General features: G+C 39.4%; 16 protein-coding genes. 11 read left to right on the top strand and 5 right to left on the bottom strand.

Annotated elements, in window-relative coordinates; translation table 11 throughout:
• The first annotated feature begins 162 nt into the window (after positions 1-162).
• The 3 genes from FTV27_RS00365 to FTV27_RS00355 all read left to right on the top strand — a co-directional run bounded on the left by FTV27_RS00365 (position 163) and on the right by FTV27_RS00355 (position 1,747).
• Positions 163-774: a DedA family protein gene (locus FTV27_RS00365; protein WP_111885305.1), complete on the top strand. Its 612-nt coding sequence runs from the start codon at positions 163-165 to the stop codon at positions 772-774.
• A 21-nt stretch (positions 775-795) separates the two neighbouring features.
• Positions 796-1,206, top strand: coding sequence for an ABZJ_00895 family protein (locus FTV27_RS00360; RefSeq protein WP_078192189.1), 411 nt, complete (start codon positions 796-798; stop codon positions 1,204-1,206).
• A 124-nt stretch (positions 1,207-1,330) separates the two neighbouring features.
• Positions 1,331-1,747 carry an ABZJ_00895 family protein gene (locus FTV27_RS00355; RefSeq protein WP_180076734.1) on the top strand — a complete coding sequence of 139 codons (417 nt, stop codon included), beginning with the start codon at positions 1,331-1,333 and terminating at the stop codon, positions 1,745-1,747.
• Between the two features lie 80 nt (positions 1,748-1,827).
• Here FTV27_RS00355 and FTV27_RS00350 read toward each other — a convergent pair whose 3' ends face one another.
• Positions 1,828-2,352, bottom strand: coding sequence for a YecA family protein (locus FTV27_RS00350; RefSeq protein WP_078191372.1), 525 nt, complete (start codon positions 2,350-2,352; stop codon positions 1,828-1,830).
• A gap of 67 nt (positions 2,353-2,419) precedes the next feature.
• A complete protein-coding gene (locus tag FTV27_RS00345; protein ID WP_078191373.1) occupies positions 2,420-2,629 on the bottom strand; it encodes a PA3496 family putative envelope integrity protein in 210 nt (69 codons plus the stop codon).
• A 399-nt stretch (positions 2,630-3,028) separates the two neighbouring features.
• On the opposite strand from FTV27_RS00345, the gene rpoD reads away from it, so the two are divergent.
• The 6 genes from rpoD to FTV27_RS00315 all read left to right on the top strand — a co-directional run bounded on the left by rpoD (position 3,029) and on the right by FTV27_RS00315 (position 9,611).
• Complete coding sequence (gene rpoD, locus FTV27_RS00340; protein ID WP_078192191.1) at positions 3,029-4,918, top strand: RNA polymerase sigma factor RpoD; 1,890 nt, start codon at positions 3,029-3,031, stop codon at positions 4,916-4,918.
• A gap of 127 nt (positions 4,919-5,045) precedes the next feature.
• The gene (locus FTV27_RS00335; RefSeq protein WP_078191448.1) at positions 5,046-5,333 is read left to right on the top strand and encodes a YbeD family protein; all 288 of its coding nucleotides are present in this window, start codon (positions 5,046-5,048) and stop codon (positions 5,331-5,333) included.
• 158 nt (positions 5,334-5,491) lie between these two features.
• Positions 5,492-6,151, top strand: coding sequence for a lipoyl(octanoyl) transferase LipB (gene lipB / locus FTV27_RS00330; RefSeq protein ID WP_180023222.1), 660 nt, complete (start codon positions 5,492-5,494; stop codon positions 6,149-6,151).
• A gap of 75 nt (positions 6,152-6,226) precedes the next feature.
• Entirely contained in the window at positions 6,227-6,760 is a 534-nt protein-coding gene (locus tag FTV27_RS00325) for a hypothetical protein (RefSeq protein ID WP_180011534.1), read from the top strand.
• A 3-nt stretch (positions 6,761-6,763) separates the two neighbouring features.
• Positions 6,764-7,948, top strand: a complete 1,185-nt coding sequence (locus tag FTV27_RS00320) for an iron-containing alcohol dehydrogenase (protein WP_180076732.1) — start codon at positions 6,764-6,766, stop codon at positions 7,946-7,948.
• Positions 7,949-8,213: 265 nt separating this feature from the next.
• Positions 8,214-9,611, top strand: coding sequence for an APC family permease (locus FTV27_RS00315; RefSeq protein WP_111885298.1), 1,398 nt, complete (start codon positions 8,214-8,216; stop codon positions 9,609-9,611).
• A gap of 64 nt (positions 9,612-9,675) precedes the next feature.
• Here the strand turns inward: FTV27_RS00315 and FTV27_RS00310 are convergent, their stop codons facing one another.
• From FTV27_RS00310 to FTV27_RS00300, 3 genes are all read right to left on the bottom strand, one after another.
• Positions 9,676-10,314 carry a hypothetical protein gene (locus FTV27_RS00310; protein ID WP_078192196.1) on the bottom strand — a complete coding sequence of 213 codons (639 nt, stop codon included), beginning with the start codon at positions 10,312-10,314 and terminating at the stop codon, positions 9,676-9,678.
• Entirely contained in the window at positions 10,292-11,104 is an 813-nt protein-coding gene (locus tag FTV27_RS00305) for a DUF6502 family protein (RefSeq protein WP_180076731.1), read from the bottom strand. The genes FTV27_RS00310 and FTV27_RS00305 overlap by 23 nt, the downstream gene beginning before the upstream one ends.
• A gap of 66 nt (positions 11,105-11,170) precedes the next feature.
• Positions 11,171-12,367 carry a cupin-like domain-containing protein gene (locus FTV27_RS00300; RefSeq protein ID WP_180076730.1) on the bottom strand — a complete coding sequence of 399 codons (1,197 nt, stop codon included), beginning with the start codon at positions 12,365-12,367 and terminating at the stop codon, positions 11,171-11,173.
• Between the two features lie 155 nt (positions 12,368-12,522).
• Here FTV27_RS00300 and FTV27_RS00295 point away from each other — a divergent pair, with 155 nt between their 5' ends.
• Together FTV27_RS00295 and FTV27_RS00290 are read left to right on the top strand one after the other, a co-directional pair.
• Positions 12,523-12,918 (top strand): hypothetical protein, encoded by a 396-nt coding sequence (locus tag FTV27_RS00295; RefSeq protein WP_180055768.1) that lies wholly within the window; start codon positions 12,523-12,525, stop codon positions 12,916-12,918.
• 70 nt (positions 12,919-12,988) lie between these two features.
• Positions 12,989-14,572: a PT dipeptide repeat lipoprotein gene (locus FTV27_RS00290; RefSeq protein ID WP_180076729.1), complete on the top strand. Its 1,584-nt coding sequence runs from the start codon at positions 12,989-12,991 to the stop codon at positions 14,570-14,572.
• Positions 14,573-14,614: the final 42 nt, after the last annotated feature.

Below are 14,614 nucleotides of genomic sequence, written 5' to 3'. Positions count from 1 at the left end.
TGATACATTTTCCTTCTCATTAAGCCTACATGCTACTTAATACAAGATGAACTCAATATTTGTTGTTTTTGCTTAGGTGGTTTCAGGAATATTTAAAACGGAACTTTACCCACTGCGCTTTTCAACATAGGATAAATACACCTTTTCTCTGCCTTAGCTACCATGACTTTAACTGAATGGATCATTTCAATCATGGAACAATTGGGTTATCTCGGTATTGCCCTACTCATGTTTCTTGACAATGTCTTCCCCCCAATCCCCTCTGAAATCATTATGCCCTCGGCTGGCTATTCTGCCTCCCAAGGTCAACTACTCCTCATTGGTGTCATTATTTCAGGTTGTGTCGGCTCTTTACTGGCGGCTGCATTGCTATATTGGATTGGGTATAAATTTAAGCATGAATCCATCTTTCACTTCGTCGATCGCTATGGAAAGTATTTATTTATCAAATCGGCAGATGTAAAAAAATCTCTAGCATGGTTTGAGCAATACGGTCACCGCATTGTATTTTTCGGACGAATGATTCCAGCTGTGCGTTCTCTCATTAGTATTCCTGCTGGAATGAGCCGCATGCCATTTTGGAAGTTTATGTTTTATAGTGGTTTAGGTACGATTATTTGGACCACTTTTTTAGCTTGTATGGGTTTTTATTTAGGTGAAAATCAGCAGTTAATGCAGCAAATATTTAGTAAAGTTGGCCATGTGATTATTCTGATCACAGTCATCATTATTGCTTGGATTTTGTACCGTCGACATCAACGTCGACCTCGTTAATTTTTTGTTTTTGGGGCTTAAATGAAACACTATCTCCTACACTTTGCTGCTGTTTATAGCATCGCCTTGGTGCTTTTGATTACCGTATTAATTTTTGGATTAAATCTTGGTGGTATTACATTAATTCCTACATTGGTGGCATGTGCATTAATCAGCGTTGGGCATTTTGTAAAGAAAGAACAACGTGTGCCTAGCAACCATGAAAAGATCCAACTGGTTTGGGGCTCCAGTGCCGTTGCAATCATCATTGGTAGCTTTTTTGTGCTGTTCTTGGTGCTGATGAATCCCAATGCCGAAAGCATTATGAAGTCTGTGGATAATGCAGGCATTGGGCTAACTGCTGTAGTTATGCTCTGCATGGTCGCCATTCATGGCACGATATTTCATATTGCCTACGGTTGGTATGCAGACTATTGCGCTAAAAAATTATAAATTTTTTCAATGTATTGCGTTAAAATTTAAATCATCACCACTTCAATGAAAGTTAAAATTCAGTGAAGACACTTCAGGTAAGTTATACTCGCACTTTATATAATGAAAACATGAACATTAAATAATGAAAAAATACATCATCACATTTAGCATTGCTTATGCACTCGCCATGGTTGCTGTCGCAGCCATCGAATCTTTCTTTGATTTACCTGGTGGTTCATCTATTACCTGTCTCATCGTGGGCGGTCTTGCTGCAGCATCTAGCTTTGTTAAAGACCATCAGCGAGTGCCAAATAAGTTAGAAAAGCGAACTTTGATTTGGAGCTGTATTTTAGCTTCCGTACTGATTAGTGTCGTCGCGACTGTCATTTGTCTCTTGATCTTCCCTGAAACCCAAGCCTTTATTCAAATGGCGCTAACGGAATTACCCGCTTGGGTCTGGCTGCTTGCTATCAGCTTTAGCTTATTCATCCATTATCTCATGTTGGCTTTATCTTTTGGATGGATGGCAAAGAGCTTCTTAAAAGCCAAACGTAGTTAAGCCTTTAGACTAACTTTGAATTGAAAAGGTATAGCGCTAAAAAAAGCACCCCAAGGTGCTTTTTTTAAATTTCGTCGAAATTAATTTGGTGTGTGATACATCAAATATAATTCGTTCAAATTGGTTGGGATTTCTTCTGCAAGTTCATCCATCAACTGACCATTACGACGGAAAGATTCCATTTGTGGATCTTCTTCATCAATGCCGCTGAACACCATGATTGGCAAAGTTAAATCTACCAATTGTTCTTCAAACTCGTCGGTGAACCATGCATCTTCGTTTAGGAACATGGCATCAACGAAGCCAACACTCCAGTCACCAAGACTTGATTCAACATCGGCTTCTTCAATTTCAAATGGAAATTCAATACCATCTTCATTGGCAAGATTCTGACGAATCGATTCGAGCCATGCTTTTACTTGTGCAATAATTTCAGCAGGTACTTTTTTCTGATTGTTATCAAAAAGTTCGTCTAGCCATTTATCAAAAGCTGGGCCTACTGCAATTGCACATAAAAAACCATGAGTCGCTGCAAAATCTAGACCATGCTCGTTGTCATCGCCGTCTAGATAGTCACTCAAAAGGTCTAAATCTAAAGCACTCATTTCAAATCCAGAGTTAGAAACTTAATGCGTAAGCATAGCATTTTCAAGCGCTATGCTAAATCGCTATTTAGTCTTCTTCGTCATCAAAATCATCGTCATCGTCGATGTCGTAATCAAAATCTTTAAGCTCACGTTCAAGACGGCGCTGAGCCAGAAGGTCATCAATAAGTCGGCGCTTTTCTAACGATTCTTTCGCGCTAGTTTTTGCACTGGCCTCATCGAAATTCACATCATCATCACCGTAGTTATCATCTAGTTCAAAATCTGTAGAAGACACCAAAACTACCTCATAATGAAAAAAATTGAAGGGGTCTAGCCGCTATTTATATGGGATATAAAATATTGTCAAGTTTTATTTGTTTTTTTAACAACTAAACTTTAAAAATAGGTCTTTTTTTCTTACCAAAACCTGTGGCATGATATAATCCACCCTGCGTCCTTCATTTTTATGACAGTCAAAGATGACTCGTAAAATAATCGATGCATGGGATGAACTTGAAAACAACAATTTCAGCCCCACCTAAATTACTGAATTTAAATTTTTAATATCTCATTGGACAGCTTGATGCTGTATCGTCCTAATGGGATAAGCCAGCTATTAACAAGATTTAATGAGACGATCGTGCTAAAATGCACGGTTTTTTACTGCCACAGATTCAACGAAGAGTAAGCAAAGATGAGCGATATGACTTCCCCTACTTCTCAAGTAGCGGCTCTGATTAGCCGAGGCAAAGAGCAAGGTTACCTAACTTTCGCCGAGGTTAACGATCATCTCCCGGACTCAATCACTGAAAGTGAACAGATTGAAGACATCATTCAGATGTTGAATGACGTGGGTATTCCGGTACATGATCGTGCACCAGAAACTGACGATACAATGTTTGAAGGTGGCAGCGAAGCGACTGACGAAGTTGCTGAAGAAGAAGCCGCTGCTGTACTTGCATCTGTTGAAAATGAACCCGGTCGTACCACTGACCCTGTGCGTATGTATATGCGCGAAATGGGTACAGTTGAGCTTTTGACACGTGAAGGCGAAATTAGCATTGCAAAACGCATCGAAGAAGGTATTCGTGACGTTTTACATTCTATTGCTTATTGGCCAAATGCAGTCGAAGTTGTATTGCAAGAATATAAAGATTATGAAGCGGGTGAACGCCGTTTAGCTGATATTCTTTCTGGTTATTTAGATCCAGAATCTGACGAAGCCATCCCAGAAGTGATCGATGAAGATGATTCTGAGATCGATGAAGATGAAGCGTCAACCAACAAGCCAACTAAAGATGTCAAACTTGATGATGACGATGAAGAAGAAGAGTCTGAAGGTGATGATGATTCTGAAGGCGAATCTGGTCCAGATCCTGAAATTGCTAAAGCACGTTTCACTGAGCTTGAACAAGCATGGTTAGTCACTAAAGCTGCAATTGAAAAACATGGGCGTAACAGTAAAGAAGCTGCTGCTGCACTTGAAGCACTTGCAACTGTGTTTATGATGTTCAAATTCACACCACGTTTATTCGACATCATCTCTGATTTGATTCGTAATACCCATGACCAAATCCGTACTTCTGAACGTGAAGTTATGCGTTATGCAGTACGTCGTGGTCGTATGGACCGTACTCAATTCCGTACGTCTTTCCCAGGTCAAGAATCTAACTTTGCTTGGTTAGATGAACAAATTGCTAAAGCACCTGCAGAAATGAAAGGCTATCTTGAAAAAGTCCGCCCTGACGTTCTGGCATTCCAACAAAAAATCGCTGACATCGAGAAAGAACTTGGTTTAGATGTTAAAGGCATCAAAGACATTTCTAAACGTATGTCGATTGGTGAAGCGAAAGCTCGCCGTGCGAAAAAGGAAATGGTTGAAGCTAACTTACGTTTGGTAATTTCGATTGCGAAAAAATACACCAACCGTGGTTTGCAATTCCTCGACTTGATCCAAGAAGGTAACATTGGCTTGATGAAAGCGGTGGATAAATTCGAGTATCGTCGTGGTTATAAATTCTCTACTTATGCAACTTGGTGGATTCGTCAGGCGATTACGCGTTCGATTGCTGACCAAGCACGTACTATTCGTATTCCAGTACACATGATCGAAACCATTAACAAGATCAACCGTGTATCTCGCCAACTTCTTCAAGAAATGGGTCGTGAACCGACACCAGAAGAATTAGGTGAACGTCTAGAAATGGACGAAGTGAAAGTTCGTAAAGTGCTTAAAATCGCGAAAGAACCAATTTCAATGGAAACACCAATTGGTGATGATGAAGATTCGCATCTTGGTGACTTCATTGAAGACGGTAATATCACCTCTCCTATTGACGCTGCAACGTCAGAAGGCTTAAAAGAAGCAACACGTGAAGTTCTTGAAAACTTGACTGAACGTGAAGCGAAAGTCTTGAAAATGCGTTTCGGTATCGATATGCCAACCGACCATACCTTGGAAGAAGTGGGTAAACAGTTTGACGTAACACGTGAACGTATTCGTCAGATTGAAGCGAAAGCATTGCGTAAATTACGTCATCCTTCACGCTCAGAACATCTGCGTTCATTCCTTGAGAATGATTAACCTATAACTAGGACAATGCAGGCTTGAATATGGGGTTTTCCGCCCCATATTATGAGCATGTAGCAAATAATTCCAAATACCTGCTCATTGCAGGTATTTTTAAATAATGAGGTGTCCCATGACTGATATGACTAATCGCGCTCCTTCACGTGAATTGCAAGAGCATCTTTGGGTCTTCCCTATGGACTACCCTATTAAATTGATTGGTAATGCAGGTGAAGAACTTCGCCTTGCAGTGAATGAAATTTTTGTTAAACATTTTCCTGATTTTGATGGCAGTAAAATGACTGTGACTCCATCTCGTACAGGTAAATATCATTCAATTACTGCTCAATTACGTTTCGAAGAGTTAGAACAAGTACATGCGGTCTATGCGGATTTAGCAGCTTGTAAACACATTCGTACCGCGCTGTAATTCTGTTGATTTAAATAAAAAAGCACGCTCTAGGGCGTGTTTTTTTATGTCTAAGTATAATAGTAATACCCTCAAGTAATTCAGTATTTAACCCCCCTTTTGTACGTCTAATTCATTATAATCCATACATGACTTTGATAGAAAAGGACACGAAATACGTGACTGAAACTGTTCAAAAACCCGAATTAATCATTCGTCAATATAACCACCTTACCCCTTATGCAGACCGCTTTTTAGAGATGAAAACTCTCACCGAACAGCGAGATGAATACTCACCCGATGAGCTGTGGATATTGCAACATCCCGATGTATTAACTCAGGGGCAAGCTGGCAAACCTGAACATATTTTGGTGCAAAGTAACATCCCTGTGGTACAAACAGACCGTGGTGGACAAGTCACTTGGCATGGACCGGGTCAGTTGGTCGCTTATTTCATGTTTGACTTAAATCGCTTAGGTTGGAACGTGCGTACGCTGGTTTCCTATGCAGAAAACTTGATGATCGAACTGCTGAAAAAGTACGGCATCGACGCTTATGCCAAGCCTGATGCACCCGGTGTTTATGTTGCAGAACGCAAAATTGGTTCTCTCGGTTTTAAAATTCGTAAAGGCCGCAGTTATCACGGTTTGGCACTGAATATCGATTGTGATCTATTTGGTTTTCATACCATTAATCCATGTGGCTATGCTGGATTAGAAATGGTTCGTATACAAGATTTGGTGCAAGATTACCCTAAATTTGAAAACTTATGCGTCGATATCATTGATACTTTGAAAAACAGTGGTTACTTTAAAGACGTAACAGTCAAACAACTATAAAAGACTTTGCTTTCTCAAATAAAATAATTTAGAGTAAAAGCTCTAAATTAATAATTATAGATAAGGGATGTACACGTGATTGCAACTAAATCCGTTAAACCCGCGCTCCAGCAGGCCTATGTCAAACTCATGATGGATGTGATTGGCAGAGGTCTGGTCATGGCGAGCCAGGTCGATGAAGAAATTAAACAAGAAGTTGCTAAATTTCCAGTTAATTTTATTTTATCTATGAATGTTTTTCCTAATGGTGCTGCATTTGTCGCGCAAGTCACGGAAGACCATCAACTCAAACTCCTCACACCCGGCACTCAAAAGCCTGACTTAACCATTACGTTTAAACATTTGAATCATGCCTTTTTGGTCTTCTCATTTCAAGAAAGTACCGCACAAGCCTTTGCCAATGACCGCATGATCGCCGATGGTGATTTGTCTTATGCCATCCGACTGGTGCGTTGTCTCAACAAAATGGAAGCGTTAATTTTACCTAAATTGGTGGCTGAATTGGCTGTCAAAGAATATCCAACACATTTAAGCCTAAAAGAAAAACTGAGCGGTGCTGCAAATATTTATTTAAAAGTAGCCCAGTCTTATTTAAAACGGAGCGCATAACACATGGCTAAACCATATTACGAATTTTTCTGTCCTGTAAAAGTGATTGCTGGCCATGCTGCTTTAGAACACATCCCATTCGAACTGTCTACTTTGGGTGCTAAACGCCCCATGATCATTACCGACAAAGGTGTTCGCAGTAATCAATTACTTGCACCAATTGAAGCGGCATTTGAAAGTACCGAGACGGTGATTGGCTATATTTTTGATGATGTTCCGCCAGACTCAAGTTTAGAAACCGTACGTAAAGCGGCTCAACTTTACCGCGACAACCAATGTGATGCCATTATTGCCGTCGGTGGCGGTTCAGTGATTGATACCTCTAAAGCAACCAACATCTTGGTATCTGAAGGTGGTGATGACTTACTGAAATACTCAGGTGCGCACAACTTACCAAAACCTTTAAAACCATTTTTTGTGATTCCAACAACCTCAGGGACAGGTTCAGAAGTGACTATGGTCGCTGTGGTTTCTGACCCTGAAAAGAATGTCAAAATGGCTTTTGCATCGAATTATTTGATGCCACATGCAGCAATTCTTGACCCACGCATGACGCAAACTTTGCCACCTCATCTTACGGCTATGACAGCGATGGATGCGATGACGCATGCCATTGAAGCCTATACGTGCATGGCGGCGAACCCGATTTCAGATGCCTATGCAACTGCCGCAATCAAGAAAATTAGCAATAGCTTATTTGGTGTATTAGATAATACTAGCGATGCACATGGGCGCTTAGAACTTGCACAAGCGTCTACAATGGCAGGAATTGCATTTTCGAATTCGATGGTTGGATTAGTCCACTCATTGGGTCATGCTTTAGGTGCTGTTGCTCACCTGCCCCATGGATTATGCATGAATTTATTCTTGCCGTATGTGTTGGAATACAACAAAGAAGTGAATGGCGATAAGATTGCTGAATTACTATTACCACTGGCTGGTCCTGATATTTATGCACAAACACCAGCACATCTTCGTGCAGATAAAGCAATTTCAACGATTTTAACTATGCGTGATCGCTTGTATAGCTTGACCAAATTACCACGTACTTTGAGTGAAACAGGTAAAGTGACTGAAGCTCAATTAGATGAAGTGGCAGAGAAAGCACTTAATGATGGATCTATTATTTATAATCCTAAAGAATCCAGCTTAGAAGACCTCAAAACTATTCTAAAAAAAGCTTGGTAATTGCTGAAAAATAAGCGAATATAGCGAAAAATTAAGCCTGATGTTTTTTTAAACATCGGGCTTTTCACTTGCAGAACGCAATATCAGTTATTTTTTAATCAAACTGGCATAATTTCTGCTAAAAATAATTTCAAAGTTACTGACAAAATGTACCAATTTGGAGTAGATTGGCGCACTTTTGTTTTAAAACGTAGGGGGGATCGTTCGTCTCAAACGATCCTTAGAACATGACTGATCCTTGATCAACGATAAGAGGATAACGCCGTTGACAAATATCTCTGGGACTCAATCGGCAGCTAAACTGCAAAAAACGCTTGGACTCTGGCACATTATTATTATTGGTTTGGCTTACATCCAACCAATGACTCTATTTGATACTTTTGGTTTAGTATCTGAAGAAAGTCATAGACACGTGCCGACTTCTTACATTATTGCCCTTATTGCAATTCTGTTTACCTCGATTAGTTATGGTCATATGATCCGTCGCTACCCTTCTTCGGGTTCTGCGTATACCTATGCCCAAAAATCTATTCACCCGAACGTTGGTTTCATGGTGGGTTGGTCTTCTTGGTTAGACTACCTATTATCTCCAATGGTGAATATTATTCTTGCAGTGATTTACCTTGAAGCACTATTTCCAACAGTAAACCACTGGGTATGGGTCATTGTGCTAACGGCATTCATGACTGGAATTAACTTACGCGGCGCGCGTTTTGTTGCTAACTTCAACAGCCTGATTGTACTTGTGCAGTTATTAGTAATTGGTATTTTCACGTGGATGGTCTACAGCAAGCTTCAAATGGGCTTCAATGCTGATGGCCCGATTTCTGCGGCAGAACGCTATCAATTATGGAGCCTTGAGCCATTTTGGAATGAGCTGACGTCTGTGGGTGCGCTGATTACAGGTGCAACATTACTGTGCTTCTCGTTCACTGGTTTTGACTCATTAAGTTCATTGGCAGAAGAAACCAAAGATACTGAGAAAACACTGCCGAAAGCGATTTTCTTAACTGCTTTAATCGCAGGGATTATCTTCATTATTAGTACCTACTTCATGCAGCTGTTCTTCCCTGCTGAGCCGGGTAACTATTTCAAGAATATTGCTGAAACACAGCCAGAGATACTCTTGCTCGTCGGCGGCTCACTGTTCCAATCCTATGTGTTAACTTTTGCGATTGTGACAGTAATGGCATCAGGTATTTCTGCACATGCTGGCGTATCACGTCTGATGTATGTAATGGGTCGTGATGGCGTCATTAACAAAAAGATTTTTGGTCATATTAGTCCGAAAAACTTCACACCATCGTACAACATCATGATCGTAGGTGCGGTTGCATTAACTGCGGGCTTTATGAATCTTGATATTGTCATTTCGATGATTAGTTTTGGTGCATTGACAGCCTTTACTTTCGTGAACTTATCTGTGATTTCACGTTATGCACTTCGTGATGGCCGCACAAAAACAGCCAAAGATATTTTTAGCTTCGTGGTTATTCCAATGCTTGGCTTTATCAGTATCTTTGCGATGTGGTTAGAAATTGAAGAAACTGCATTGAAATATGGTTTGTGGTGGGCAATGTTCGGTATTTTATACCTTGGTTATAAAACTAAAGGTTTTAAACACCCTGCACCGCAACATAACGAATTTGATGATAAATTCTAATCAAGTTTATCTCTAAACAAAAAAGGCGCTTAAAGCGCCTTTTTTGTTATTCTAAATATACCAATTAAGGTTGTATGGCTTTTCTAGATTGCTGAAATTGAATTGAAATTTCTTCACACTTGTCTGGTGTATTGCCTTTTAATTCAACCGATGCTCCATCACCGTGTGACCATATACCATCTTCAACAGTCTCTAAATTTACAGCTGCTTCAAATATATGCTGTTGTTGTGGATAGAGTTTGATATCTATAGGTGTATCACATACTTGTTTTGGAAAATATGGTCTAACCTGCTCGAATAATTGCATGGTTAATGGCATATCACATTGCAAATGAATGGTGACTGGTACGCTATTGGTATTTTTTAAGATCAATTGAACATTTTGCGAATTAAGATCCGCTTGGGCAGCAGGTATTTCTACATACGTTTTTGTGTCAATCGACTGACGATCAAATGGATTGAGGAAGGCTAATTTACGTTCCACGCCATAACAAGAATCCTGCACGGAAGCTGAAAACTCTAAATATCGTGTCCCCAAGATAATTGTTCCGCGGCCATCCCCTGCATGACCGATATCAATGATTGGATCACCTGTACCTTCAATTGTAACCCCACCACTTCGAAAAAACTCTATGTCACAACCCGCTAAAACGCTGATCAAGCCACAAAGGGTTAAAGTCTTAAAGTTTAATTTTCGTATCATGTTGATAAACTCCAAAGCGAAATACACGATTTGCTTCAGGATTTCCCTCATCCATTTCGCAACGCTCCGCGGCAAGTTTTAAAAGTTGTAGTGAGTATTTTTGCCAAAGCTCTAAACTCATTTCATGTAATTTATTAATCGAGTCTTCTGTTAATTCGTCAGCACAAATGGCTTGTTCTAAGTATGGCATTTCATCAGGATTCAATAAATTATGCAAACCTGCTTCTAAATGCGCTTGAACGTTTCGAGTTAAAATTTTGCGTGCTTCTAATTGTGAAGGATCTGGAATAAAACGACGCTGTTGTAAATATACCTGCCCATCTTTTTCTGTCGCAATTTCAAGCCTTATAAGCTCGTTGAGTACTGAACGCGGATGACGTTCTGTTGAAATTCTTTTCACCAGCATTTCAAAGCTATTTTCTGACTCACTGCTAAATGGTAAAGAATCCCCCCAACCTTCTGCTAACCATAAACCAATCACACGTGATGGCACACTAATCGGCTCTGAAACAGTCGCTTCGGTCAAATCCTTACCTTCAGAAATCACTTCTTTATAAGCTGTCACGTCTTTACGGTGTAGGCCTGAAAGTAAACTGATCGCAGAAATCGTGGGTTTTTGATCGATACGCTCTAACTCACGTAAAGCTTGTTGAAAAAATATAGGCTTCAATGCAGCAGTAAACTCAGTATATCCAACACCTGATCGTATCAACCATTGGCTCAACTCATTCATCAGCACCAATACTTGCTGTAAATTTTGATCTGCCTCATTGGTGAGAAGTTTGCTCATTAAATTGCCATGAAAATTAGACTGCATAAGTGAAATTTTCGCATTATTCTTTCTACTACACAATTTTTATCTGATGAGATCTTGAGGGTATTCAGTAAAAAAATCATTCTTTACATTAAAGTGCGTAAACGACACGCTGATCGATATATCCAAACTTTCAACGCTATGCCACCACCCAATCGGTATAAATAATGTTTCTCCCGGATTCAATGTACACTCAATAGGTCTGACCTTTTTCAACGATGGATATTGAGAAAAATTAGCCTTTTTTAAATCTGTAACTTCACTAAATACCCACTGATCGTTATACATATACGGCATTTGCCATGCAGGAATCAAAGTCACTTTCTTACGTCCATAGATTTGTGCCAACATGTTATTGGTCAAGTCATAATGCAGTGGCGTAAATGTGCCTGCAGGACCAAACCATAAAAAATGTCGATCTTTGATCTCTTTTTGACAATAAGCTTTGGCGAAGTCACCTAAATCTTCACTAATCTTTTGCATGAATTGCTTATTTTGAGCGGCGTTATTCGCAGTTAAATAAATGTCATTGCTGTGCTTAGTGGCTTTAATTTGTGCAACAAAATCTTGCATCAAAATAATACGTTTCAATTGTACCGATTTTTTTTCAAAATCTTGATGCTGCTCACGATGCATCTGGACTTCAACCAACTCATTTTCAAAATGCTGTGCAAAATAATCAGGACTCCATTTATGCAGTGCAGGCCAATGTTGTATCCCACCTTTTAAAATGACTGGTCGCATCTGGCTATAATACCGCTCTATAAATGTTTCAAAATCAGGTGTTTCTATGCAATCGATTGTGGATGGAATGTGGTCGTTCAATTGATTCAATTGACCCATCACCTGTAATAGCCAACGCTGTTTATTCTGCTGTTGCTGTACTTGCTTCAGTTTTTTAAAAATTACGTTATTGTTTACACGCTTTAGAAACTGAATGATCAAATGATTTGAAATATTTTTTTGCTTAATTTTTTCTAAAATTTCATCTGTCTCTAAGCCCTCAAGACTGTATTCCAAAAGTTCATTTTGCAGCTGTTCTGAAAGTTGGTCTGCATCAGAAAATAAGTATTGATCCGCCCTTGGGCTTAATCCATGTGATTGTAAAATTAGACTTATTTTCTGTACATCGCAACCATTTTCAATATTTTCATTCAACCAATTTTGCCATTCCGTCGGTAAGGACTGATACCAATTTTTACTTTGCTTTAGATGTTCACTCTGGCTTTCTACATTCATTTTCACCACTCCACCCTCTTTACAAGTGAAGTATAAATGATCTATTTTAAAAATGCTAAATTTTCGCATTTTATAATTATTTAAACACCGCGAATGTTATGAATCCGTCAGATATTATCACGCGGAATGACATAACAAAGTAAAGGAGAAAGTTCATGAAAATTCGTCATTTAGTCATCGTTAGCAGTCTGTCTTTAGCTTCAATATCAGTATATGCAGGTTTTGCCGATACCATGCGTGATTTAAGAAATACGCTGAATCAATTTAATGAAACATCCAAAGAAGTATCGAATACCGCAAAAGAATGGACAGGCAGTCAGGCCACGACTAATTCAAATTATGCTGCAAATGGTTTCAGTATGGGACAGCAACTTAGACCTAAAATTAATAATCTACCGCTTTATAAAACTGCCGATAAATCGAGCCAAGTCATTAATAAACTGTCAAAAAATGCAGATATTATTTTTGCGGGAAACATGACTAAAACAGGTTTGATAGAAGTCACTACAGAACATGGCAATGGCTGGATTGAATCACACCTTGTTCAATAAATCTTGATTTTAAATGTTTATACAACCGCATCAGCCGTACATAACAACTTTACTCTATTGAGCACTAGTCATGAATAATAATCACAAAATCAGCATTATCGCTGCTGTATTTACGACATTGGTGGGCTGTGGTGGATCAAGCTCCAATGATGATGGCGCGACACCTACACCTACACCTACACCTACACCTACACCTACACCTACACCTACACCAACACCAACACCAACACCAACACCAACACCAACACCAACACCAACAACTGTAGCGGATAAATTCACAGGAGAATGGATTCAAGGGAATTCTGCCCTCGGTAACAATAATTGCGATTTACCACAAATTTCAATTCATAAAACCAGTGAAAACTCAGTCAGTGCAGTGAACGAAGAACTAAAATATGCGGTACACAATAGTTCAAGTAAAACTTGCAGCGGTGAATTTATTTCCAAACGCTATCAATTACTTCATGACATGGTTATAAGTGAAATACAGCCGGCTGTAACACTAAATAACTTTGAATATCATTCGATTAAGTTTCAACCAGTCAGAGGTGGCGCGACGAGCAACCGTGTCTTAACTTTTTTAAATAATAATTCTTTCTGTGTAATTAACGCGACGATTTCAAATCCAAGCTATATCATCATGCAACGCGGACTAATTACTGACCCACTCAAGGACAGCCGCTGCTATACAAAAAATTCCAATGAATTCTTCACCAATTTAAAACCGAAAACCAAAATCACAGCTGCGGACTTTAAGTCTGAGAATTTTATTAATACCACCGACACAGTAAACTTCTTAACTCAGCTCAATACAATGGGACAAAGTGGTTATAAGTTAATTGGCTATGATTCTAAAACTTTGGACAATGGTAATGTTAATAGCTACATGAAACTTGCCAATGAAAATACGCGTTTCAATCATATTGTTGCAGACCGTACAGCACCCTCTATCGCTGACATATATTTTACATGGCGTAATCAGTTAAATGAAAAAGGCAAATCAGGCTATCAATACCTGCATAGCGTCAGACCAACCAATGCCCTGAATTTCAAAGATTATTTTATTAAGAAGGAAAATGATACCGCGACATATACTTACGACAGCGGCTATGTTTCCCCGCTCGTAGACCCAGTGCAACTGGAAACTATGCTCAATACACTGGGTGCCCAAGGCTGCCGTATTATTCAATTCAAAAGCTATTACACAGGTTTTCGTCCTGAAATTCTGAACGGCAAACAAAATAGTCCTAAAGTTGCAACCTGTATAAATAGCAGCGCACACCATGGCACTTACAGCTATCGCTATAAAACTTACCCAACCGGCAGCAATAGTGTAGAGCGCAGCATAAAATTACAGGAGATGATCGATGAGCAAGCTAAAGACGGTTACCGCTTAGTCAGCCGTGCTTTAGATATGAGTTCAACCACCAAAAACGGCATGCTGTTTATGAAAGACAGTGAAAACACTAATGTCGGTGAGTTTAAAGTCTTTAGTGAAACTGTCTTTGCAACGTCGACATTTAACGACGTCTTACTGAAACGTCTTCAGCAGCAAGGTCAATTGGGTTGGTTATACACCAGTGGTCAACTTCTATTTGCAAATAATCCAAAACATCTACAAACAGAACTGAGTGACTTTAATTTAATTGATTAATTCATGAGGTATCTCGAGCTTTTCCATGTCCTTTATTTTTTA

Origin of the sequence: Acinetobacter sp. YH12251 (assembly GCF_013417465.1) — a bacterium.
GTDB classification, from domain to species: Bacteria; Pseudomonadota; Gammaproteobacteria; order Pseudomonadales; family Moraxellaceae; genus Acinetobacter; species Acinetobacter amyesii.
Note: the sequence above shows the minus strand (reverse complement) of the source record. Positions and strands in the feature narration are given on the sequence as shown.